This window comes from Streptomyces sp., from assembly GCF_031181555.1.
Classification (GTDB): Bacteria; Actinomycetota; Actinomycetes; order Streptomycetales; family Streptomycetaceae; genus Streptomyces; species Streptomyces fimbriatus.
The window spans coordinates 34,589-58,288 of the sequence record NZ_JAPSKQ010000018.1; the positions used below are offsets into that span (position 1 = coordinate 34,589).

Here is a 23,700-nt window from a genome sequence, read left to right on the forward strand (position 1 = left end):
GGCACCGGTGAGCGCGCCCACCCCCACGTCCACGCTCGACGGAGCAGTGCTGCCGCAGACCGCTCAGGGGACGCTGCTGTCCCGCGCGCCGGCCACCGACCGCCGGCCCGGTCCGCTCGCGCAGCTCGTCCTGGCTCTCGTCTGCGCGTCCTACGCCGTCGGTGCCGCGTTCGGCTGGGGCTCGGAGGAGCTCGCCCTCATCATGGGCGACTTCGGGCTGAGCGCCGCGGCCGCGACCGCCGCCGTGTCCTGTTTCGTCTACGCCCGCAGCCCGCGCACCCGGTTCCGGCCCGCCTGGCTGCTGTTCGGCCTCTCCTCGGCCATGGCGTCCCTGGGCAACCTGGTCTGGGGGTGGTACGAGGTGGTCCTCGGGGTCCCGGTGCCCAGCCCCAGCTACGCCGACCTGTTCTTCCTGTGCTTCGCGCCACCCGCCATCGTGGGCCTGCTGGTGCTCGCCAAACGGCCCGTGACCAAGGCCGGCTGGGTTTGTCTCGCCCTGGACGCCTGGCTGATCGGCGGCTCCCTGCTCACCCTGGCGTGGAGCCTCGCGCTCGCCCAGGCCGCGCGGGCCGAGGGGTCGGACGTCGCGCACACCGCGCTGTCGCTGGCCTACCCGCTGCTCGACATCGCCCTGGTCAGCATGGTGCTGGCGCTGCACTTCCGGCGTTCGGCGGTGAACCGCTCCGCGGTCAACACCGCGATCGGCGCGCTGGCGCTGACCGTCATGTGCGACGCCCTGTTCACCTCGCCGCTGGTGCACAGCAGCTACCGCTCCGGACAGCTGCTCGACGCGGGCTGGTTCGCCGGCTCGCTGCTCCTGGCGTACGCCCCGTGGACCGCGCCCCGCGACGGCCGGTCCGAGAGCGAGGGGCACACGCGCGTGGTCCGCGAGCACCTGCCCGGGCGGCGCGGCGGCCCGGGCCACGACCGTCCGCCCGCGCCCGGCGGTGAGCACAGCCGGTATCCGGCCGCCCGCCCCATCACCGGTTCCCTCGCCGCCCTCACGCCGTACCTCGCCGCGGCCGTGTGCACCCTGGGGATCCTCTACAACGTCCTCAACGGCCGCAGCGTCGACCGCGTCGTCCTGCTCACCGGGGGCACGGTGGTGCTCGCGCTCGTCGTGCGCCAGGGCATCATGCTGCTCGACAACATCACCCTCACCCAGGAACTGGCGCAGAAGGAGAACCACTTCCGCTCCCTGGTGCAGGGTTCCAGCGACGTCATCATGATCGCCGCGCCCAGCGGCATCCTCCGCTACGTCTCCCCGGCCGCCGCCGGGGTGTACGGCCGCCCCGCGGAGGAGCTGGTGGGTACGGAACTGGCCCACCTCATCCACCCGGAGGACCTGGGCTGCGTCGTGCACGAGGTGCGCCGTTTCCTCGCCGCCGACCCGGTCGAGGAACCCACTACGCGCATCGAATGCCGTTTCCGCTCCGGCGACGGCGGCTGGCTCAACGTCGAGTCGACCGTCAACCGGCATCACGGCGGCCTCATCTTCAACAGCCGCGACGTCACCGAAAGAGTGCGGCTGCAGGCGCAGCTCCAGCACAACGCGGAGCACGATCCGCTCACCGACCTGCCCAACCGCGCCCTGTTCACCCGGCGGGTCCAGCAGGCGCTGTCCGGCCGCCGCGCCTCCGACCGCGGAGCCGCCCTGAGGGGCACGGCCGTGCTCTTCATCGACCTCGACGGCTTCAAGGGCGTCAACGACACGATCGGGCACCAGGCCGGGGACGAGCTGCTGGTCCAGGCCGCCCGCAGGCTACAGGAGGCGGTCCGCAAGGGCGACACCGCCTCCCGGCTGGGCGGCGACGAGTTCGCGGCCCTGATCGTCGGGGACGGCGTCCGCGACCGGGACGCCCGGGAGCGCCACATCCTGGAGCTCGCCGACCGCCTCAGAGCGACCCTGTCCCAGCCCTACCTCATCGACGGCAACGATGTTCGTGTCAACGCCTCCATCGGCGTCGCCTTCGCCGAACCCGGCCTCGGCGCCGGCGAGTTGCTGCGCAACGCCGACCTCGCCATGTACCGGGCCAAGGCCGCCGGCAAGGGCCGGGTGGAGCTGTACCGGCCGCAGATGCAGCAGGACGTCGTCCGCAGGGCGGAGCTGGCCACACGGCTGCGCGCGGCGCTGCACGACGGCGAGTTCTCGCTGCTGCACCAGCCGGTGGTGTGTCTGGAGGACGGTCGGATCACGTCGGTCTGCGCACAGGCGCGCTGGCGCTCCTCCCAAGGGGTGCTCTTCACCCCGGCGGAGTTCCTGCGGGCGGCCGAGGACAGCGAGAAGACCGCCGAGCTGGGCCGGTGGGTGCTGGAGGAGGCCGTCGAGCAGGCCGCCGAGCGGCACGCGACCGGCCTGCCGGTGCCCGTGGCCGTTCGGCTCGGCGCGCGCCGGTTGCTGGATCGGTCGCTGCCGCTCGGCTCGATCGAGGCTCTGCTCACCCGGCACGGGCTGCCGTCCGGTTCCCTGGTCATCGAGCTGGCCGACACCGACCCCCGGGTCGGCCTGGACGAACTGGAGCACCGCCTGGCCGCGCTCAGGCGGGTCGGCGTCCGGATCGCCCTCGACGGCTTCGGCAGCGGCTACGCGGCGATCACCGCCCTCAGGCGGCTCCCCGTCGACGTGCTGAAACTCGACCGCGGCCTGGTCGACGGCGTGGTGGAGTCCGCCCGGCTGCACAAGATCACCAGCGGGCTGCTGCGCATCGCCTCCGACCTCGGGATGCAGTCCGTGGCCGACGGAGTGGACCTGCCCGAGCAGGTCGTGGCCCTGCGCGCGATGGGCTGTACGCACGGCCAGGGCATGGCCTTCTCCGGACCGCTGGACGAGTACCGGCTGCGCCGGGCGCTGTCCGCGGGGCGGTACCCGGTGCCGCCCGGACCGGCCGAATCCGTGTTCGTCGGCGGGGGCTCCGGGGTGTACTCCGCGGGAGTGACCGCCGTCCTCAGGGGTGGTACGGCCCTCCGCTCACATAGTGAGACTCCCGTCCCACCCACTTGACAGTGAGGGCGTGCCGGGAGGAGGGTCAGTGCCATGCGCACCCGAATTCTCGTACTTGGACAGCGCGTCGGCTGACGCTGAGCCTCGACCGCTCAGCGACCACCACCCGGCGCGCTCCCCTCGCTTGCCTCATGGCACGAGGGGTTTTTTGTTGCACAGGCACCTGTCGAGCAGCACGCACGACCCGCACAAACCTCGCAAAAACCCTCAGCATCGAGAAGAGAATGCCGATGACCGAGCAGGCCACCGGGGCCCATCACCCGCAGCCGCGGCCCCGATCCGGAGGACAGTCCGCCCCCGTCGAGCACGTCACGGGTGCGCAGTCCCTCATCCGCTCTCTCGAGGAGGTCGGCGCCGACACGGTATTCGGCATTCCCGGCGGTGCGATCCTCCCGGCCTACGACCCGCTGATGGACTCCACCCGGGTGCGCCACGTCCTGGTCCGGCACGAGCAGGGCGCCGGTCACGCGGCCACGGGCTACGCGCAGGCCACCGGCAAGGTGGGTGTCTGCATGGCGACCTCCGGTCCCGGCGCCACCAACCTGGTCACCCCGATCGCCGACGCGCACATGGACTCCGTGCCGATGGTCGCGATCACCGGCCAGGTCGCCTCCAAGTCGATCGGCACGGACGCCTTCCAGGAGGCGGACATCGTCGGCATCACCATGCCGATCACCAAGCACAACTTCCTCGTCACCAAGGCCGAGGACATCCCGCGGGTGATCGCGCAGGCGTTCCACATCGCCTCCACCGGCCGCCCCGGCCCGGTGCTGGTCGACATCGCCAAGGACGCCCTCCAGGCGAAGACCACCTTCTCCTGGCCGCCCACCATGGACCTGCCCGGCTACCGGCCCGTCACCAAGCCGCACGCCAAGCAGATCCGCGAGGCCGCCAAGCTGATCACCGCCGCCAAACGGCCCGTCCTCTACGTCGGCGGCGGCGTCCTCAAGGCCGGCGCCACCGCCGAGCTGAAGGTCCTCGCCGAACTCACCGGAGCGCCCGTCACCACCACCCTGATGGCGCTCGGCGCATTCCCCGACAGCCACCCGCTGCACGTGGGAATGCCGGGCATGCACGGTGCGGTCACCGCCGTCACCGCGCTGCAGAAGGCCGACCTGATCGTCGCCCTCGGAGCCCGCTTCGACGACCGCGTCACCGGCAAGCTGGACAGCTTCGCCCCGTACGCCAAGATCGTCCACGCCGACATCGACCCGGCCGAGATCGGCAAGAACCGCGCCGCCGACGTGCCGATCGTCGGTGACGCCCGCGAGGTCATCGCCGACCTCGTCCAGGCCGTCCAGAAGGAGCACGCCGACGGCCACCGGGGCGACTACACCGCCTGGTGGAACGACCTCAACCGCTGGCGCGAGACCTACCCGCTCGGCTACGACCTGCCCGAGGACGGCTCGCTCTCCCCGCAGCAGGTCATCGAGCGCATCGGGCAGCTGGCGCCCGAGGGCACGGTCTTCGCGGCGGGCGTGGGCCAGCACCAGATGTGGGCCGCGCACTTCATCCAGTACGACAAGCCCGCCACCTGGCTGAACTCCGGCGGCGCCGGAACCATGGGTTACGCGGTCCCGGCCGCCATGGGTGCCAAGGCCGGCGCGCCCGAGCGAACCGTCTGGGCGATCGACGGCGACGGCTGCTTCCAGATGACCAACCAGGAACTCACCACCTGCGCCCTGAACAACATCCCGATCAAGGTCGCCGTCATCAACAACGGCGCCCTCGGGATGGTCCGCCAGTGGCAGACCCTCTTCTACAACCAGCGGTACTCCAACACGGTGCTGCACTCCGGGCCCGACGACGTCAACCCGGAGGCGAGGGGCACCCGCGTCCCCGACTTCGTGAAGCTGTCGGAGGCCATGGGCTGCTACGCCATCCGCTGCGAGGACCCGGCCGACCTCGACAAGGTCATCGAGGAGGCGAACTCCATCAACGACCGCCCGGTCGTCGTGGACTTCATCGTCCACGAGGACGCGATGGTGTGGCCGATGGTCGCCGCCGGCACCTCCAACGACGAGATCATGGCCGCCCGGGACGTCCGCCCCGACTTCGGCGACAACGAGGACGACTGAGAGCCGTAGGCAAAGGAACAGGTAAAGGAAGCAGCCCCATGTCCAAGCACACGCTCTCCGTCCTGGTGGAGAACACCCCCGGCATCCTGGCCCGGATCGCCGCCCTGTTCTCCCGCCGCGGCTTCAACATCGACTCGCTCGCCGTCGGCGTCACCGAGCACCCCGACATCTCCCGCATCACCATCGTGGTGAGCGTGGAGGAGTTCCCGCTGGAACAGGTCACCAAGCAGCTCAACAAGCTCGTCAACGTGCTGAAGATCGTCGAGCTCGAACCCGGGCAGGCCGTTCAGCGCGAACTCGTTCTGGTGAAGGTGCGCGCCGACAACGAGACGCGCTCCCAGATCGTGGAGATCGTCCAGCTGTTCCGCGCCAAGACCGTGGACGTCTCCCCGGAGGCGGTCACCATCGAGGCCACCGGAAGCAGCGACAAGCTGTCCGCCATGCTCAAGATGCTGGAGCCCTTCGGCATCAAGGAGCTCGTCCAGTCCGGCACGATCGCGATCGGACGCGGTGCCCGTTCGATCACCGACCGGTCGCTGCGCGCCCTGGACCGGTCGGCCTGAGACCAGAAACGGGCGGTCGGCCGTCGGCCGGCCGCCCGTATTCCGAGACCCCGAACCTCCCCCTCCCCCCACCGTCATACGGTGGGACGCAACACCTGCACTCAAGGAGAGAACCCAAAGTGGCCGAGCTGTTCTACGACGCCGACGCCGACCTGTCCATCATCCAGGGCCGCAAGGTCGCGGTCATCGGTTACGGCAGCCAGGGCCACGCCCACGCCCTGTCGCTGCGCGACTCCGGCGTCGACGTGCGCGTCGGTCTGCACGAGGGCTCCAAGTCCAAGGCCAGGGCCGAGGAGCAGGGCCTGCGCGTGGTGACCCCGTCCGAGGCCGCCGCCGAGGCCGACGTCATCATGATCCTCGTCCCGGACCCGATCCAGGCCCAGGTCTACGAGGAGCACATCGCCCCGAACCTGAACGACGGCGACGCCCTGTTCTTCGGCCACGGCTTCAACATCCGCTTCGGCTTCATCAAGCCCCCGGCCGGCGTGGACGTCTGCATGGTCGCCCCCAAGGGCCCGGGCCACCTGGTGCGCCGTCAGTACGAGGAGGGCCGCGGCGTCCCCTGCATCGCGGCCGTCGAACAGGACGCCACCGGCAACGCCTTCGCGCTGGCCCTGTCGTACGCCAGGGGCATCGGCGGCACCCGCGCGGGCGTCATCAAGACGACCTTCACCGAGGAGACCGAGACCGACCTGTTCGGCGAGCAGGCCGTCCTGTGCGGTGGCGCGGCCGCGCTGGTCAAGGCGGGCTTCGAGACGCTGACCGAGGCGGGCTACCAGCCGGAGATCGCCTACTTCGAGTGCCTGCACGAGCTGAAGCTGATCGTGGACCTCATGTACGAGGGCGGCCTGGAGAAGATGCGCTGGTCGATCTCCGAGACCGCCGAGTGGGGCGACTACGTCACCGGCCCGCGCATCATCACCGACGCCACCAAGGCCGAGATGAAGAAGGTCCTCGCCGAGATCCAGGACGGCTCCTTCGCCCGCACCTGGATGGACGAGTACCACGGCGGCCTGAAGAAGTACAACGAGTACAAGCAGCAGGACGCCGAGCACCTGCTGGAGACCACCGGCAAGGAGCTGCGCAAGCTCATGAGCTGGGTGAACGAGGAGGCGTGAGCCTCACCGCCGGGGGGCCGGAGCGGACTGCTCCGGCCCCTTGGGCGAACCCGGGGTAACGTCGGTGGTACGGCGTTGTCCATCCCGTCCTGCCACGGACGGGTGATCCTTCCGAAGCGGCGTAAGACGACGCCCTCGGCGCCACTACACTGCTGCACTACATACGCGTCAGGCCCACAGCGTCGTGCGTCTTCCACGCGGCTAGCAACCCTCCACCGCCTGCGGCCGTCGGGACGGCCGTCCGCATTGGGACTTGTGAGGACTCACGTGAGCTCGAAACCCGTCGTACTCATCGCTGAAGAGCTGTCGCCCGCCACCGTCGACGCACTCGGTCCGGACTTCGAGATCCGTCACTGCAACGGCGCGGACCGCGCCGAACTGCTGCCGGCCATCGCCGACGTGGACGCGATCCTGATCCGCTCCGCCACCAAGGTCGACGCCGAGGCGATCGCCGCCGCGCGCAGGCTCAAGGTCGTCGCCCGCGCCGGCGTCGGCCTCGACAACGTCGACGTCTCCGCCGCCACCAAGGCCGGCGTGATGGTGGTCAACGCCCCGACCTCGAACATCGTGACCGCCGCCGAGCTCGCGTGCGGTCTGATCCTCGCCACCGCGCGGAACATCCCGCAGGCCAACGCCGCGCTGAAGAACGGCGAGTGGAAGCGGAGCAAGTACACGGGCGTCGAGCTCGCCGAGAAGACCCTCGGTGTCGTGGGCCTGGGGCGGATCGGCGCCCTCGTCGCGCAGCGCATGTCCGCCTTCGGCATGAAGGTCGTCGCCTACGACCCCTACGTGCAGCCCGCGCGGGCCGCGCAGATGGGCGTGAAGGTGCTGTCCCTGGACGAGCTGCTCGAGGTCTCCGACTTCATCACCGTCCACCTGCCCAAGACCCCCGAGACGCTGGGCCTGATCGGCGACGAGGCGCTGCGCAAGGTCAAGCCGAGCGTGCGCGTCATCAACGCCGCGCGCGGCGGCATCGTCGACGAGGAGGCCCTGTACTCGGCGCTCAAGGAGGGCCGGGTCGCGGGTGCGGGCCTGGATGTGTACGCCAAGGAGCCGTGCACGGACTCCCCGCTGTTCGAGTTCGACCAGGTCGTGTGCACCCCGCACCTCGGCGCCTCCACCGACGAGGCCCAGGAGAAGGCCGGCATCGCCGTCGCCCGCTCGGTGCGCCTCGCGCTCGCCGGTGAGCTGGTCCCGGACGCGGTGAACGTCCAGGGCGGTGTCATCGCCGAGGACGTCAAGCCGGGTCTGCCGCTCGCCGAGCGCCTCGGCCGGATCTTCACCGCGCTCGCCGGTGAGGTCGCGGTCCGCCTCGACGTCGAGGTGTACGGCGAGATCACCCAGCACGACGTGAAGGTGCTGGAACTGTCCGCGCTCAAGGGCGTCTTCGAGGACGTCGTCGACGAGACGGTGTCCTACGTCAACGCGCCGCTGTTCGCCCAGGAGCGCGGGGTCGAGGTGCGGCTGACCACCAGCTCGGAGTCGGCCGACCACCGCAACGTGGTCACCGTGCGCGGCACCCTCGCCGACGGCGAGGAGATCTCGGTCTCCGGCACGCTGGCCGGCCCCAAGCACGTCCAGAAGATCGTCGCGGTCGGCGACTACGACGTGGACCTCGCGCTCGCCGACCACATGGTGGTGCTGCGCTACGAGGACCGTCCGGGTGTCGTCGGCACCGTGGGCCGCATCCTCGGCGAGGCGGGCATCAACATCGCCGGCATGCAGGTCGCCCGCGCGACGGTCGGCGGGGAGGCGCTCGCCGTGCTGACGGTGGACGACACGGTGTCCGCCGCGGTGCTGGGCGAGCTCGCCTCGGAGATCGGGGCGACGTCCGCGCGTTCGGTGAACCTGGTCTGACGCCGCTGCGCGAAAGGCGCCGGGTGACCGAGCCGTCTCGGTCACCCGGCGCCTTTCGCGTGGCCGTCGTCAGACGGCCGCCTTCTCCGCCTCCGCGGCGACCTCCTCCCGCACCCGGATCCTGCGCAGGCCCACTGCCGCCAGCCCCGCCGCGCCGGTCAGCAGCACCGCCCCCGCGAGCGCCGCGCCCTGCATGCCGTGGGCGAACGCCTCCCGGGCCGCCGTCGCCAGGGCGTCCCCCGCGCGTCCCGGCAGTTCGGCGGCGACGGCCAGTGCGCCGCCCAGGGTCTCCCGGGCCGGCTCCGGTGCCGTCGACGGGATGTCGTGGTGGTAGACGGCCGTGCCGATGGAGCCGAGGACGGCCATGCTCAGGGCGCCGCCGAACTCGGTGCCCGTCTCCATCAGCGAGGACGCCGCTCCCGCCTTCTCCACCGGGGCCGAGCTCAGAGCCAGGTCGGTGAGCTGGGACATGACGGCGACGATGCCGCAGGCCAGCACGCCGGACGCGACCAGCACCAGCCACAGCGAGTCCGTATCGGCGAGGGCCAGCAGCCCGTAGCCGCCCGCCGCGACGAGGAAGCCGCCCGTCACGACGTGCGCGCGGTCGACACCCCGCTGGACCAGCCGGGCGGCGACCGGCGCGGCGACACCGATGGGCACCGACGGCAGCAGGCTCCACAGCGCGGCCTCCAGGGCGCTCTTGTCGAGCACCGACTGCAGGTACTGGGTGGTGAAGTACGCCGAGCCCATCATTCCGAAGGCCGACAGCGTGTTGAGGACGACCGCCGGGGTGAAGCCGTGCCCGCGGAAGAGGGCCGGCGAGATCATCGGCGAGGCCGCCGTGCGCTGCCGGTGCACGAAGAGCGCCGCGAACAGCAGGCCGACGGTGACCGAGACGACGTACCGGACGTTCCAGCCCCCGGAGGACAGTTCCTTCAACCCGTAGACCACGGGCAGGACCGCCGCCATCGACAGCGGCACGCCGAGGACGTCGAACCGGCCGGGGGCGGGGTTCTTCGACTCGGGGAGCAGCAGCGGGCCGAGGACCAGCAACAGGGCCATCGCGGGCAGGTTGACCAGGAAGACCGAGCCCCACCAGAAGTGCTCGACGAGGACGCCGCTCATCACCGAGCCGAGCGCGACCCCGGCCGTCATCACCCCGGACCACACCCCGATCGCCCTCGTCCGCTGGGAGGGATCGGTGAACATCGTGCGGATCAGCGCCATCGTGGACGGCATCAGGGTCGCGCCGCCGACGCCGAGCAGCGCACGGGCCGCGATCAGCGTCTCGGCGGTGTGCGCGTAGGCCGCGAGCAGGGAGGCCGCGCCGAACGCCCCCGCACCGATCAGCAGGAGCCTGCGGCGGCCGATGCGGTCGCCCAGCGAACCCATGGTCATCAGCAGGCCGGCCAGGACGAAGCCGTAGACGTCGAAGATCCACAGCTGCTGGGTGCCGCTCGGTTCCAGGTCCGCGCTGATCTCGGGGATCGCGAAATAGAGGACGGAGACGTCCATCGAGACCAGCAGCAACGGAAGCATCAGCACCGTGAGCGCGGTCCATTCGCGGCGGCCGGCGCGCGCGGCGGCCGGTGCGGACTTCGTCGAGTTCGTCATGGCAGCGAATGTACGCATGTATTAAACGGCTGTCTAGAACGATTGTATAAATCGTGCGTCTGGGACGCCTGTATAGACCGGGGTAGGGTGACGCCATGGGACACCGCGAGGATCTGCTCGAGGGCGCGAAGCGCTGCCTGCTCGCCAAGGGATTCGTGCGCACGACGGCGCGTGACATCGTCAAGGAGTCGGGGACCAACCTGGCGTCCATCGGCTACCACTACGGCTCCAAGGACGCGTTGCTCGCGCAGGCCTACGTCGCGCTGGTCGAGGGGATGAGCGACGCCTTCGAGGGCGGCGGGACCGCGGACGACACCGAACCCGGTTCCCTCGAACGGTTCGAGCGGGTGTGGTCGAACATCATCGGCACCATGAAGGAGCCCGGCTCGGTGTGGCGGCTCAGCATGGAGGTGCTCGCCCTCGGCGACCGACTCCCCGAGGTGCGCGACCATCTGGCGCTGGCCCAGCGCGAGGCCGGGCGCGGACTGGTCCCGCTGCTGGTGGGCGGCCGCGAGGAGGACGTCTCCGACGAGACCGCGGAGACCCTCGGCGTGTTCTACGTGACCCTGATGACCGGGCTCATCGCCCAGTGGACCTTCGACCCGCGCACCGCCCCCGACGCCGAGCGGCTGACCGCCGGGCTGCGCCGGGTCATCGAGGCCGCCACTCGGACGTGATCCGCCCCTCCCGCATCTCGATCACCCGGTCCGCGACGTGCCGCACGACCGCGCGGTCGTGGCAGATGAAGAGGTAGCCCAGACCCAGCTCGTCCTGGAGGTCGGCGAGCAGGTTCAGCACGCCGGCCCGTACCGAGGCGTCGAGCGCGGACACCGGTTCGTCGAGAACGAGCAGCCGCGGTTCGCAGGCGAGGGCGCGGGCGATGCCGGCCCGCTGGCACTGCCCGCCGGACAGCTCGTGCGGCCGGCGGTCCCCGGACGACGGATCGAGGCCGACCTTCTCCAGCAGTTCGGCCACGCGGGCCGGACCGTCGTCGGCGTTCCAGCGACCCTGCGCCTTCAAGGGCTCGGCCACCGCGTCGCGGATGCGGTGGCGAGGACTGAGGGAGCCGTAGGGGTCCTGGAAGACCGGCTGCATGCGCGGGCGCAGCGGCCGCAGTTCACGGTCGGTCAGGGAGGTCAGCTCCCGCCCCTCGAACCGGACCCGTCCCGCGTGCGGGCGGCGCAGCTGGAGCACCGCCAGGGCCGTGGAGGACTTCCCGCAGCCCGACGGGCCGTCGAGGGCGAGCGTCTCACCCGCGTCGAGCGTGAAGGACACGTGGTCCACGGCGGTCACCGGGCCGTAGCGGACGACGAGGCCGCGGACGTCCAGCAGGGGGTCGGTCACAGGAACTCCCGGATCGGTTCGGGCACGTCGGCCACACGGTGGCAGGCGACCGTCCGTCCGTCCACGGCCTGCGGCTCCGGCTCGTCCTCGTGGCAGGCGGCCACCGCCAGCGGGCAGCGCGGGGCGAAGGCGCAGCCGGGGCCCAGGGCGCCCGGCGCGGGCGGGGTGCCGGTGAGCGCCGGCAGGCGGCGGCGCCGGGGGCCGTCCTGCGGGAGGGCGGCCAGCAGGCCCGCCGTGTACGGGGCGCGGGGGTGGCCCAGCACCCGTTCGACGGGACCGAGTTCGGCCGCCCGTCCCGCGTACATCACCAGGACGCGGTCCGCGTGGTCCCGTACGACGTCCAGGTCGTGGGTGACGAGGACCAGCGCGGCGCCGACCGCCTCCCGCTGCTCGGCGAGCAGCCGCAGCACCCGCTCGCGGCGGTCCTCGTCCAGCGCGGTGGTCGGCTCGTCGGCGACGACCACATCGGGCTCGTTGACCGTCGCCATGGCGATCACCGCGCGCTGCCGCATACCGCCGGAGTACTCGTGCGGGTACGCCCGCGCCCGGCGCGCGGCGTCCGGGATGCCGACGCGGTCGAGCGCCGCCACGGCCCGGGCGCGTGCCTCCTTGCGGGAGACCCGCCGCACGGACCGTACGGCGGCGGCCAGTTGGTCGCCCACGGGATGGACGGGGGAGAGGGCCGACAGGGCGTCCTGGGGGACGAGGGCGATGCGGCGTCCGCGCTCGGCTGCGGGGTCGGCGCCGCCCCGCAGCCGGACGCTCCCGTTCACCGTCGCGTCCCGCGGCACGATGCCCAGCAGTGCCCGGGCGGTCAGGGACTTGCCGGCGCCCGACTCCCCGACGACGGCGAACACCTCGCGCGGCAGGACGTCGAAGGACAGACCGCGCACGGCCTCGACCGCGCCGAACGCGATGCGCAGGTCACACACCGACAGCAGTGCCTCGGACCGCATCGGCGGCCTCCTTCCGGGGAGCGGGGACGGTGCGGCGGGGGGGACGGCCGGCACGGCGGGCTCCGCGCCCCTGGGCGTACGCCGCGCCCGACACCGCCAGGCCCGCCAGCAGGGCGAGCGCCACGGCCGGGGCGAGGGCGGCCCACGGGGCGCGTTCGACGTAGGCGCGGGACTCGTCGAGGAGCAGGCCCCACTCGGGGGCGGGCGGCTGGGCGCCCAGGCCGAGGAAGCCCAGGGAGGCCAGGGCCAGCGCGATGCCGGGCAGCCGCAGCAGCGCGTGCCGGGCGACCGGGGCGGCGACGGACGGCAGGACGTGCCGGGTGAGGATCCACAGGGGCGAGGCGCCGATGGCCCGCTGCGCGGTCAGGAACGCCGACGCCCGTACCTCCTGCACCAGCGCCGCCGCGTGCGCCGCCAGTGGCGGCCAGGAGACCAGCGCGACGGCGAGCGCGGCTCCGCCGGTGCCGGGACCGGCCACCGCCGCGACCAGGATGCCGACGATCACCGGCGGCAGCGCGTTGGCGATGTCCGCCGCGCCCGCCGCGGCACCCGGCAGGAAACCCAGGGCGAGGCCGACGGCCAGGCTCAGCAGGCAGACGGCCGTCGCCGTGCCGACGGTCGAGGCGGCCCCGTGCCCGAGCCGGGCCAGGACATCGCGCCCGAGTCCGTCGGTGCCCAGCGGATTCGCCCAGGACGGCGGGGCCAGCCGGACCGCCGTGTCGACCGCGTACGGGTCGCGCAGCAGGCCCCAGCCGATCGCGGCCAGCAGGACGACGGCGAGGGCGGCCGGGACCGCCGGGTGGGCGCGGACCGGGCGGGGCGGGGGCAGGGCGAGCCCGGCGTCGCGCAGGGCGGGGCCCAGCAGCCGGCGCCGCACCAGGGCGGCGAGCGCACCGGTGACCAGGCCCAGGGCGAGCAGCGCGAGCACCGCTCCCTGGAGCAGCGGCAGGTCCTGGGACCTGGCCGCCCCCAGCGCCGTACGCCCGATGCCGGGCACCGCGAACACCGTCTCCACGGCGACCGCGCCGCCCGTCAGCCCGACGGCGACCATCCCGAACTGCGGAACCAGCGGCGGCAGGACGCGGCGCAGCGCGGCGGCCGTGACCCGGGCGCGGCTCGCTCCCGCGCCCCGCCACAGCTCCACCCAGCGCTCCTCCAGCACGGCGGGCAGCGCGTCCGCGACCAGCCGCCCGAGCAGTCCGCCCGCCGGGACGCCGAGCGCGACGGCGGGCAGGACCAGATGCTCCGGTCCCTGCCAGCCGGACGTCGGCAGCCACCCCAGCCACACCCCGCACACGAGCAACCCGACCGTGGCGAGCAGGAATTCGGGCAGGGCGGCCGCCATGGCGGCGAACGCCCCGGCCGACCCCCGCCCCCGTACCACCACCGGTGCCACCAGTGCGACGGCGAGCAGGACCGCCACACCGAGCGCGGCGGCCATCAGACCCAGCGACACCTGGAGCCCGGAAGCGACCGACGGCATGACGTCCGTCCCCGACACCCAGGAGGTGCCGAGGTCGCCCCGCAGCAGCCCGAAGGCCCAGTCGCCGAGCAGCGACAGCGGACCGGCGTCCAGTCCCAGGTCACGCCGGACGGCGTGCAGCGCCTCCTCGGTCGGCTCCTGCTCGGCGGACCTGGCCCGCAGCACGGTCAGGGCCGGGTCCCGGCCGGACAGCCAGGGCAGCAGCCCGACGACGGCCAGGACGGCGACGAGGCCGAGGGCACGGGTCACCCCCGCCGCGGTGGGCCTCACTTGACGTGGGTGTCGAGCGTGACCAGCTCCCGCTCGCGCGGGTCGTGGGCGGCACCGGCCACGTCGGCGGCGTCGCCCTGGATCACGCGCTCGTGGAGCATCGGCACGGCCGCGTCGGTGGCGAGCACGGCGGCCTCCGCCTCGATGACCGCCCGGCGGCGGGCGTCACCGGTGGGCGTCCCGCCCGCCTTCTCCAGCGCCTTGTCCACGGCCGGGTCGGCGAGCCGGGAGATGTTGAAGGAGCCGTCGGAGGCGAAGTCGCTGTAGAGGTAGGCGGCCGGGTCGCCGGAGTCGAGGACGGTGGCCCGGGACAGGATGAACGCGTCGAACGCGCCGGCCAGGGCGTCGGACTCGATGGCGGCGTACTCGCGGACCTCCAGCTTCACCTCGAACCCGGCCTTCCGGAGCTGCTGTTGCAGCGCGGCGGCGACCTCGGGGAGTTCGGCGCGGTCGGTGAAAGTGCCGATGGTGACGGTCTTCCCGGCCGGGTCGCCGGCCTTCGCCCGTCCTTCGACCGGCTCGCGCAGTCCGGTCGCCCACGGGAGAGCCGGGCCCAGCAGGCCCTCGGCCACGTCGGCGCGTCCCTCGTAGACGCCGTCCACGAGGGACTTCGCGTCGATCGCCTCCCGTGCCGCCGCGCGCAGCGAGGCGTCCTTGAAGACGCCCTTCTCCGTGTTCAGGTACAGGGTGTTGGTGCGCGGCATCGGCACCTCGGTGATCAGGTCCTCGTCCAGCAGCGCGGCCTGGGAGACGGGCACCGCCTCGACGATGTCGGCCTCGCCGCTGCGCAGGGCGGCGGCGCGCGCGGTGCCGTCCGGGACGAACCGCACGTCGATGCCGGGGGCCTTGGCCCTGCCGCCCCAGTAGTCGTCGTAGCGGTCGAGGGCGGCGGAGGAGGTGCCGTCGACCTCGGTCAGCTCGAACGGGCCGGTGCCGGCGCCGACGGGGTTCACCGTCCTCCCCCGGTAGGCCTTGGCCGCCAGGATCGACAGCTGCGGGGAGCTGAGCCGCTGCGGGACGAGGGGGTCCTCGTCGGCGGTGGTGACGACGACGGTGCCGGTGCCCTTCGCCTTCGCCGTCAGGTCGACGCCGTCGAGGATGCGGGGCTTGGGGGACGCGGTGGCCGCCTCGGTGAGGGAGCGGACGACGGCCTCGGCGGTGAGGTCGGTGCCGTCGTGGAAGGTGACGCCGTCCCGGAGGGTGAACTCCCAGCTCCGGCCGGACTGCTTCCACTCGGTGGCCAGCGCCGGCACGGCGTCGCCGTCCGCGTCGAGCTTCACCAGCGTTTCCGCCGTGGACCAGCGCGACAGCTTGAACGCGTCGTCGGACAGCGGGGACAGGCCGGAGCGCGGCGGTTGCATCATCGCGACGCGCAGGCGCTCGCCCTCACCGCTCCCGGCCGCTCCGGTCGACGAGAAGCACCCGCTGAGCAGGGCGGAGGCGGCGAGGGCCGCGGGGAGGGACAGACGGGCGGGGACGCGCACGGAACACTCCGGGGGAAGAGCGGGGTAAAGGTTGAGCGTGCAATGACCGTAGCACGATGACAATCATTTTCAGAAGCAGGGGTGAGGCCTCCCCGGCACCACCCGACGGCGGGTCAGAGACGTGCGCCCTTCAGGGCCATGTGCAGCAGCAGCCGGTCCTCGCCGTCGTCCAGGTCCAGGCCCGTGAGCTGCTCGACCCGGGACAGCCGGTAGTACAGCGTCTGGCGGTGGATGCCCAGCTCCGCCGCCGCGCGGCCGGCCTGTCCGGCGCAGTCGAGGTACACCTCCGCGGTGCGGGCCAGCTCCCGGTGGGCGGGAGAGAGCAGGGGCCGCACGGCGGGGTCGTGGGCAACCTCCGGGGGCAGGGCGGTCAGCAGGCGGAACGGGCCGATCGACGCCCACTCGGCGACCGGGCCGAACCGGCGCTCCGCCAGCGCCGCCCGGGCCGCCGCCGACGCCTCCCGCCAGGCCGCCCCCAGCTCCGCGAGTCCGGTCCGTGCGGCGGCGATGCCCGCGGCCGGCGCGGGACCGGCCGGGGCGCCCGGCTCCCCGAGGCTCCGCGCCCGCTCCAGCAACCGCCCCGCCGCGGAGGTCGCGGGGGTCGGCACGTCCGCCGAGCGCAGCCGGACCAGCAGCGCCAGACACTGGGCCTCGACCCCCCACGGCAGCGTGCACAGCGCCGCCGCCCCCGGCACCGTACGCACCGACGGCGCGTCGTCCGGGGCGGCGGACGGCCAGGGGGCCACGCACACCACGGTGTGGAGGAGATCCGCACGCGAACCGAGGGCGGTGCGCAGCTCCGCGACCGCCATGTCCTGCTGCCAGCCCCGCTCGGCGGTGAGCACCGCCCGCAGCTCCCGGCTGAGGTCGGCGCCGTGCTGCGCCTCGTCCGCCAGCAGCGCCCCGATCCGCGCGGTGACCTCCATCGCCGCCGCCAGCTGCCGGTCGGTCGGGCCCGGCTCGGTGTCCAGCAGCCACACGTAGCCGAGCACGACACCCCGGTGGCGCACCGGCAGGCAGATGCGGCCCCGGTACACCCCCGCCTCAGGGGTCGGCGGGATGCGGACCGGACCGGTGGCGCGGGTGATGCCGAAGCCCTCGAACCAGGAGCGGACGGCCGCCGTGGAGCGGCGGGTCAGGATCGAGCGGGTGCGCACCGGGTCCAGGGCCGAGGGATCGAGGTCGCCCTCACTGTCGTAGGCGCCGAAGGCGATCAGCTCGAAGTCGCGGCTCTCCAGCGTCGCGGGTGCGCCCAGCAGCTCCGAGAGCTCGTCGACCAGCTCCTGATAGTCACCCGTGAAATCCGACGTCACCCGGGCATTCTGCCGCATAGGTGCGCGGCCTTCATACATCTGTCTGAGATCTGCGGCACGGATGCGTGACAGCTGTCGATGGCCGACGATCGGAGTCATCCTTAGGTTTCACGGTGGTTCTCCGTGCCGTCCCCGAAAAGCCAGACATCCGGGTGCGGCCCCTGTTGCTTTGTAAGTGGAGGTGCCCCGTGCTGGGTCCCGTGATTCTCGCCGCGTCGCGCAGCGACCGGATGCGACGCCTGGTCTCGGCGGCTCCCGTGACCAAACAGGTCGTCGACCGCTTCATCCCCGGCGAGACCGTCGACGAGATCCTGCCGATCATCCGCGAGCTCACGGGCAAGGGCCTGGAGCTGACGATGGACGTCGTCGGCGAGGACATCACCACCCCCCAGCAGGCCGAGGCCGCCCGCGACGCCTACCTGGAGCTGATCGACCGGCTGGGGCCGCTGGAGCTCGGCACCCGCGCGGAGATGTCCGTCAAGCTGTCGATGTTCGGCCAGGCGCTGGACGGCGGCCACGAGCTGGCGCTCGCCAACGTCCGCCCGGTCGTCGAGGCCGCCGCCGGGATCGGCACCACGGTCACCCTGGACGCCGAGGACCACACCACCCTCGACTCGATGTTCGCCATCCACGAGGAGCTGCGGAAGGACTTCCCGCAGACCGGCTGCGTCATCCAGGCCTACCTCTTCCGCACGGAGGAGGACGCGCGCCGCCTCGCCGCGAACGGCAGTCGCGTACGGTTGGTGAAGGGCGCCTACAAGGAGCCCGCAGAGGTCGCCTACCAGCAGAAGCACGAGATCGACAAGGCGTACGTGCGCATCCTGCGGACGCTGATGGAGGGCGAGGGCTATCCGATGATCGGGTCCCACGACCCGCGTCTGATCTCCATCGCCCAGGAGCTGGCCCGGACGGCCGGGCGCAAGCTCGACGAGTACGAGTTCCAGATGCTGTACGGCATCCGCGGCGACGAACACCTGCGGCTGGCCGCCGAGGGCCACCGCATGCGCGTCTACACGGCCTACGGCACCGACTGGTACGGCTACTTCATGCGCCGTCTGGCGGAGAAGCCGGCGAACCTCCGGTTCTTCGTCCGCTCGATGGTCACCAAGGGCTAGCCGCCCGCACCACGCTCGCAAGACCGCTCAAGTCAAGGAGTTCGGAACTCATGGACGCTGTGACCCAGGTCCCCACCCCCGTCAACGAGCCGGTGCACGGCTACGCCCCCGGCTCGCCCGAGCGGGCCCGTCTGGAGGCCAAGCTCAAGGAGCTGGCCGACAACCCGATCGACCTGCCCTGCACCATCGGCGGCGAGAAGCGGATGGGCGGCGGCGAGCGCTTCGACGTCGTGCAGCCGCACAACCACAAGGCCCGCCTGGGCACGTACGCCAACGCCACCCAGCAGGACGCCCAGGACGCCATCGACGCCGCCCTCGCCGCGGCCCCGGCCTGGCGCGCGATGTCCTTCGACGACCGCGCGGCGATCATCCTGCGCGCCGCCGAGCTGCTGTCCGGCCCGTGGCGCGAGACCATGGCCGCCTCCACCATGCTGGGCCAGTCCAAGACCGCCCAGCAGGCCGAGATCGACACGCCCTGCGAGCTGGTCGACTTCTGGCGCTTCAACGTCGCCTACGCCCGCAGGATCCTGGCCGAGCAGCCCCCGGCCAACTCCCCGGGCGTCTGGAACCGCCTGGACCACCGCCCGCTGGAGGGCTTCGTCTACGCGATCACGCCGTTCAACTTCACGGCCATCGCCGCCAACCTGCCCACCGCCCCCGCCCTGATGGGCAACGTGGTGGTCTGGAAGCCGTCCCCGACGCAGACCCACGCCGCCGTGCTGATGATGCAGCTGCTGGAGGAGGCGGGCCTGCCCAAGGGCGTCATCAACCTCGTCACCGGCGACGGCATCGAGGTCTCCAAGGTCGCCCTGGAGCACCGGGACCTCGCCGGCATCCACTTCACCGGCTCGACCAAGACCTTCCAGTACCTGTGGAAGACGGTCGGCAACAACATCGAGAAGTACCGCACCTACCCGCGTCTGGTCGGCGAGACCGGCGGCAAGGACTTCCTGGTCGCCCACCCGTCGGCCGACCGCGCGGTGCTGAAGACCGCCCTGACCCGCGGTGCCTTCGAGTACCAGGGCCAGAAGTGCAGCGCCACCTCGCGCGCGTACATCCCGGCCTCCATCTGGAACTCCGGCTTCAAGGAGGAGTTCTGCGCCGAGGTCGACTACCTCACCATGGGTGACGTCACCGACCTGTCGAACTTCATGGGCGCCGTCATCGACGAGCGTGCCTTCGCCAAGAACAAGGCCGCCATCGACCGCGCCAAGGAGGACCCGGCCTGCACGATCGTCGCCGGCGGCTCCTACGACGACTCGGTCGGCTACTTCGTCCGCCCGACCGTCATCGAGTGCACCGACCCGGAGAACGAGGTGTTCACCACCGAGTACTTCGGCCCGATCCTCGCCGTGCACGTCTACGAGGACGACAAGTACGACGAGATGCTGACCCAGATGGAGTCGGTGTCGGACTACGCCCTGACCGGCTCGGTCATCTCCAACGACCGCGCCGCGGCGGCGTACACCATGGAGAAGCTGCGCTACGCGGCCGGCAACTTCTACATCAACGACAAGTCGACCGGCGCCGTCGTCGGCCAGCAGCCCTTCGGCGGCGGCCGTGCCTCCGGCACCAACGACAAGGCCGGCGCCCCGCAGAACCTGATGCGCTGGACCCTGACCCGCGCCATCAAGGAGACGCTGGTCCCGCCGACCGACTACACGTACCCGCACATGGGCTGACACCCCGACGCACGGAAACGGGCCAGGTCGACGACCTGGCCCGTTTCCGTCCCCGCGGGACCGGCCGGGACACGGCCGCCCCGACACTGGGGGCATGACCACTGCCGCGCGCGTCCGCACCGCACACACCGCCGACCTCACCCCCGCCGAACTGGCCGCCGTCCGCTCCCTGCTGCACGACGCCTTCGACGGCGACTTCGCCGACGAGGACTGGGACCACACGCTGGGCGGCATGCACGCCCTGGTCCACGACGGGCGGGGCCTCGCCGCGCACGGCGCGGTCGTGATGCGGCGGGTGCGGTACCGGACGCGTTGGCTGCGCGTCGGGTACGTCGAGGGGGTCGCCGTACGGCGTGACGTACGGCGGCAGGGGCTCGGCGGCGCGGTCATGGACGCCCTGGAGGGCGTCATCACCCGCGCCTACGACCTCGGCGCGCTGTCCGCGAGCGACGACGGCGCGCCGCTCTACACGGCTCGCGGCTGGCGGGCCTGGGGCGGGCGGATCTGCGCGCTCGGCCCCGACGGCACGGTCCGGCTGCCCGAGGAGGAGGGCTCCGCCTATGTGTGGCCCGTGCCCGCCGACCTGGAGGGCGAGCTGGTCTTCGACTGGCGGGACGGCGACGTCCTCTGAGTCCCCGGCCGGAGGAAAGCGCAGGTCGGAGAGGTGTGACGTGCTCCACCGTCTCAGATAGTAGGAAGTCCGAGTAATTGTGGAGACAGAGCTGTGCTCCTCCCTTAGTTTTGTAGGAGCCGAACGTCTCGCTCGATCAAGCGAAGGGCGGTCGTGAGCCGGGCCCCGTGCAGGCAACCCCTGCGGCCACCGCTCCCCGCCCCCACGGCGTCTCCTCACCTCTCTTCCCGCACTCCCGGTATGTCGAAGGAGTCGATGCCCCATGTCCGAGACGACCGTCCGCCGTCGCGTCCGCCACGTCTCCCGTGCGAGCGAGTCCGACCGCCAGAACGCCGCCGCCGCCCTCCAGCGCGCCCTCGACCGCCGGGACAACGGCGGTTCCACCGGTCACTGATCCCCACGGCCGTCGTGCGGCCGTGCGGGTGTCCGCATCCCGGACCGGGCGTGTCAGAGCATGGGACGAGGAGTAGGGTGCCCGCATGTCTCGCAGCATCAATCTCGCAGTGATCCCCGGTGACGGCATCGGCCAGGAGGTCGTGGCCGAAGGCCTGAAGGTCCTCTCCGCCGTCCTTCCGCAGGATGTGAAGCTGGAGACCAAGGAGTACGACTTCGGCGCCAGGCGCTACCACGCCACCGGTGAGACCCTCACCGACGCCGATCTCGACGAGCTCAAGCAGCACGACGCCATCCTGCTCGGCGCCATCGGGGACCCCAGCGTCCCCTCCGGCGTCCTCGAGCGCGGCTTCCTGCTCAAGCTCCGCTTCGCCTTCGACCACCACGTCAACCTGCGGCCGAGCAAGCTCCTGCCCGGCGTGGCCACCCCGCTCGCCGGACAGCCGGAGATCGACTTCGTGGTGGTCCGCGAGGGCACCGAGGGCCCGTACACCGGCAACGGCGGCACCATCCGCAAGGGCACGCCGCACGAGGTCGCCACCGAGGTGTCCGTGAACACGGCCTTCGGCGTCGAGCGCGTGGTCCGCGACGCCTTCGCCCGCGCCCAGGCCCGTCCGCGCAAGAAGCTCACGCTGGTCCACAAGAACAACGTGCTGACCTTCGCCGGCCACCTGTGGACGAACATCTTCGACAAGGTGGCCGAGGAGTACCCCGAGGTCACCACCGACTACATCCACGTCGACGCCGCGACCATCTACCTGGTCACCCAGCCCGAGCGCTTCGACGTCATCGTCACCGACAACCTCTTCGGCGACATCATCACCGACCTCGCCGCGGCCGTCTCCGGCGGCATCGGCGTCGCCGCGAGCGGGAACATCAACCCCTCCGGCGAGTTCCCGTCCATGTTCGAGCCCGTGCACGGCTCGGCCCCGGACATCGCCGGCCAGGGCAAGGCCGACCCCAGCGCCACGGTCCTGTCCGTCGCCCTCCTCCTGCGCCACCTCGGCTACGAGGCCGAGGCGACCCGCATCGAGGACGCCGTCTCCGCCGACCTCGCGGAGCGCGGCGGCCTGCCCGCCCGCAGCACCTCGGCGATCGGCGACGCGCTCGCCGTACGAGTAGCCGGCTGACCCGGCGCGCTCCCTCGAAACCGTTCGAAGCCGCCGGGTCGCATCCGCGCCCGGCGGCTTCCGCGTGTCCCCGCCGGGTGCCACCATCGATCACCGGGCCGCGTTCACCCCGTTCCTTCCGCCGCCGCCCCCGGGCGATAATCGGACGCGGAGCCGCGGAATGAGGGAATGCTCGGACGTCCTAGCACTGGCCACCGGCCGTACGGGCGTGTGCGCGGCCCGTCACTACAACCGGTGAAGGACAACCACTCATGACGACGCCCACGATCGAGCTCAAGCCCTCGGCCAACCCGCTCTCGGACGCAGAGCGCGAGGCGATCCTGGCCAACCCCGGGTTCGGCCGCCACTTCACCGACCACATGGTGACGATCAAGTGGACCGAGGGCCGCGGCTGGCACGACGGCCGGCTCGTTCCGTACGCGCCGATCTCCCTCGACCCCGCCACCACCGTCCTGCACTACGCCCAGGAGATCTTCGAGGGCCTGAAGGCCTACCGTCGGCCCGACGGCTCCGTCGCCACCTTCCGCCCGGACCGGAACGCCCTGCGCTTCCAGCGCTCCGCCCGCCGCCTCGCCATGCCCGAGCTGCCGGTCGAGACGTTCATCGAGGCGTGCGACGCCCTGGTCCGGCAGGACAAGGCGTGGGTGCCGGCGCACGGCGGCGAGGAGTCCCTCTACCTGCGCCCGTTCATGATCGCGACCGAGGTCGGCCTGGGCGTCAAGCCCGCCAACGAGTACCTGTTCCTGGTCATCGCCTCCCCGGCCGGCGCCTACTTCCCCGGCGGCGTCAAGCCGGTCTCCATCTGGGTCTCCGAGGACCGCGTCCGCGCCGTCCCCGGCGGCATGGGCGACGCGAAGACGGGAGGCAACTACGCGGCCTCCCTGCTCGCCCAGGCCGAGGCCGCCGCCAAGGGCTGCGACCAGGTCTGCTACCTCGACGCCGTGGAGCACACCTGGGTCGAGGAACTGGGCGGCATGAACCTGTACTTCGTGTACGGCGACAGGATCGTCACGCCCACCCTCAGCGGCTCCATCCTGGAGGGCGTCACCCGTGACTCCCTGCTGACCGTCGCCCGCGACCTCGGCTACGAGGCCGTCGAGGAGCGCGTCTCCGTCGAGCAGTGGCAGCGCGACTCCGAGAACGGCAGCCTCACCGAGGTCTTCGCCTGCGGCACGGCCGCCGTCATCACCCCGGTCGGCACCGTCAAGCGGTCCGGCGCCGAGTGGCAGCAGAGCGGCGGCGAGCCCGGCGAGGTCACCATGCGCCTGCGCCGGGCCCTCCTCGACATCCAGCGCGGCACCGTCGAGGACCAGCACGGCTGGATGCACGAGCTGGGCTGACCGAGCAGCACGCGGCGCCGAAGGGGGCCTCGCCGGGGACGACCGTCCCCGGCGAGGCCCCCTTCGGCCTGCACGGCCCCCTCCTCGGACGCCGGAGAGCCCGGGGCCGAACGGCCCGCCGTTCCCTCGGCACGGCTGGTTTCCTTCGACGACCGCCAGGGGGTTTGAGCGATGCTCAATGTGATGGTTGCCTCTGGAGCGAGCCAACAGTTGGAAAGCGGGGATCTCCTGTTTAGAGTGATGCTCTAAATGAGGAAGGCAAGGAGGTGCCCCGCCGTGCGACTGACCCCCACGGAGCGCGACCGGCTGCTGCTGTTCTCGGCCGCCG

18 protein-coding genes are annotated in these 23,700 nt (G+C 72.1%); 12 read left to right on the forward strand and 6 right to left on the reverse strand.

Annotated elements, in window-relative coordinates; translation table 11 throughout:
* Positions 1–7: 7 nt before the first annotated feature.
* From RIM90_RS06530 to serA, 5 genes are all read left to right on the forward strand, one after another.
* Entirely contained in the window at positions 8–3,001 is a 2,994-nt protein-coding gene (locus tag RIM90_RS06530; RefSeq protein ID WP_309059606.1) for an EAL domain-containing protein, read from the forward strand.
* Between the two features lie 230 nt (positions 3,002–3,231).
* A complete protein-coding gene (locus tag RIM90_RS06535; protein WP_309059607.1) occupies positions 3,232–5,079 on the forward strand; it encodes an acetolactate synthase large subunit in 1,848 nt (615 codons plus the stop codon).
* A gap of 38 nt (positions 5,080–5,117) precedes the next feature.
* On the forward strand, positions 5,118–5,642 hold the full coding sequence (gene ilvN / locus RIM90_RS06540) for an acetolactate synthase small subunit (protein ID WP_030216544.1): 525 nt from the start codon (positions 5,118–5,120) through the stop codon (positions 5,640–5,642).
* A gap of 119 nt (positions 5,643–5,761) precedes the next feature.
* Positions 5,762–6,760 carry a ketol-acid reductoisomerase gene (ilvC, locus tag RIM90_RS06545; RefSeq protein ID WP_309059608.1) on the forward strand — a complete coding sequence of 333 codons (999 nt, stop codon included), beginning with the start codon at positions 5,762–5,764 and terminating at the stop codon, positions 6,758–6,760.
* Between the two features lie 267 nt (positions 6,761–7,027).
* Positions 7,028–8,617, forward strand: a complete 1,590-nt coding sequence (gene serA, locus RIM90_RS06550; protein ID WP_309059609.1) for a phosphoglycerate dehydrogenase — start codon at positions 7,028–7,030, stop codon at positions 8,615–8,617.
* Between the two features lie 69 nt (positions 8,618–8,686).
* Here the strand turns inward: serA and RIM90_RS06555 are convergent, their stop codons facing one another.
* Positions 8,687–10,249, reverse strand: a complete 1,563-nt coding sequence (locus RIM90_RS06555) for an MFS transporter (protein WP_309059610.1) — start codon at positions 10,247–10,249, stop codon at positions 8,687–8,689.
* 77 nt (positions 10,250–10,326) lie between these two features.
* Here RIM90_RS06555 and RIM90_RS06560 point away from each other — a divergent pair, with 77 nt between their 5' ends.
* Entirely contained in the window at positions 10,327–10,908 is a 582-nt protein-coding gene (locus tag RIM90_RS06560; RefSeq protein WP_309059611.1) for a TetR/AcrR family transcriptional regulator, read from the forward strand.
* Here RIM90_RS06560 and RIM90_RS06565 read toward each other — a convergent pair.
* The 5 genes from RIM90_RS06565 to RIM90_RS06585 form a co-directional block, all read right to left on the reverse strand.
* On the reverse strand, positions 10,883–11,575 hold the full coding sequence (locus RIM90_RS06565) for a dipeptide/oligopeptide/nickel ABC transporter ATP-binding protein (protein ID WP_309059612.1): 693 nt from the start codon (positions 11,573–11,575) through the stop codon (positions 10,883–10,885). The two genes, RIM90_RS06560 and RIM90_RS06565, sit on opposite strands and share 26 nt — an antisense overlap.
* Entirely contained in the window at positions 11,572–12,531 is a 960-nt protein-coding gene (locus tag RIM90_RS06570) for an ABC transporter ATP-binding protein (RefSeq protein ID WP_309059613.1), read from the reverse strand. The genes RIM90_RS06565 and RIM90_RS06570 overlap by 4 nt, the downstream gene beginning before the upstream one ends.
* The gene (locus RIM90_RS06575; protein ID WP_309059614.1) at positions 12,500–14,284 is read right to left on the reverse strand and encodes an ABC transporter permease subunit; all 1,785 of its coding nucleotides are present in this window, start codon (positions 14,282–14,284) and stop codon (positions 12,500–12,502) included. The genes RIM90_RS06570 and RIM90_RS06575 overlap by 32 nt, the downstream gene beginning before the upstream one ends.
* Positions 14,281–15,768, reverse strand: coding sequence for an ABC transporter substrate-binding protein (locus tag RIM90_RS06580; protein WP_309059615.1), 1,488 nt, complete (start codon positions 15,766–15,768; stop codon positions 14,281–14,283). Before RIM90_RS06580 ends, RIM90_RS06575 begins: the two co-directional genes overlap by 4 nt.
* Before the next feature lie 113 nt (positions 15,769–15,881).
* Entirely contained in the window at positions 15,882–17,099 is a 1,218-nt protein-coding gene (locus RIM90_RS06585; protein ID WP_309059616.1) for a helix-turn-helix domain-containing protein, read from the reverse strand.
* A gap of 170 nt (positions 17,100–17,269) precedes the next feature.
* Between RIM90_RS06585 and RIM90_RS06590 the strand changes: the two genes are divergently transcribed.
* From RIM90_RS06590 to RIM90_RS06615, 6 genes are all read left to right on the forward strand, one after another.
* A complete protein-coding gene (locus tag RIM90_RS06590; RefSeq protein ID WP_309059617.1) occupies positions 17,270–18,196 on the forward strand; it encodes a proline dehydrogenase family protein in 927 nt (308 codons plus the stop codon).
* Between the two features lie 50 nt (positions 18,197–18,246).
* Positions 18,247–19,878, forward strand: coding sequence for an L-glutamate gamma-semialdehyde dehydrogenase (pruA, locus tag RIM90_RS06595; RefSeq protein ID WP_309059618.1), 1,632 nt, complete (start codon positions 18,247–18,249; stop codon positions 19,876–19,878).
* A 94-nt stretch (positions 19,879–19,972) separates the two neighbouring features.
* A complete protein-coding gene (locus RIM90_RS06600) occupies positions 19,973–20,509 on the forward strand; it encodes a GNAT family N-acetyltransferase (protein ID WP_309059619.1) in 537 nt (178 codons plus the stop codon).
* Positions 20,510–20,771: 262 nt separating this feature from the next.
* Positions 20,772–20,903, forward strand: a complete 132-nt coding sequence (locus RIM90_RS06605; RefSeq protein WP_309059620.1) for a hypothetical protein — start codon at positions 20,772–20,774, stop codon at positions 20,901–20,903.
* A gap of 85 nt (positions 20,904–20,988) precedes the next feature.
* Entirely contained in the window at positions 20,989–22,032 is a 1,044-nt protein-coding gene (locus tag RIM90_RS06610; RefSeq protein WP_309059621.1) for a 3-isopropylmalate dehydrogenase, read from the forward strand.
* Between the two features lie 251 nt (positions 22,033–22,283).
* On the forward strand, positions 22,284–23,372 hold the full coding sequence (locus RIM90_RS06615) for a branched-chain amino acid aminotransferase (RefSeq protein WP_309059622.1): 1,089 nt from the start codon (positions 22,284–22,286) through the stop codon (positions 23,370–23,372).
* Positions 23,373–23,700: the final 328 nt, after the last annotated feature.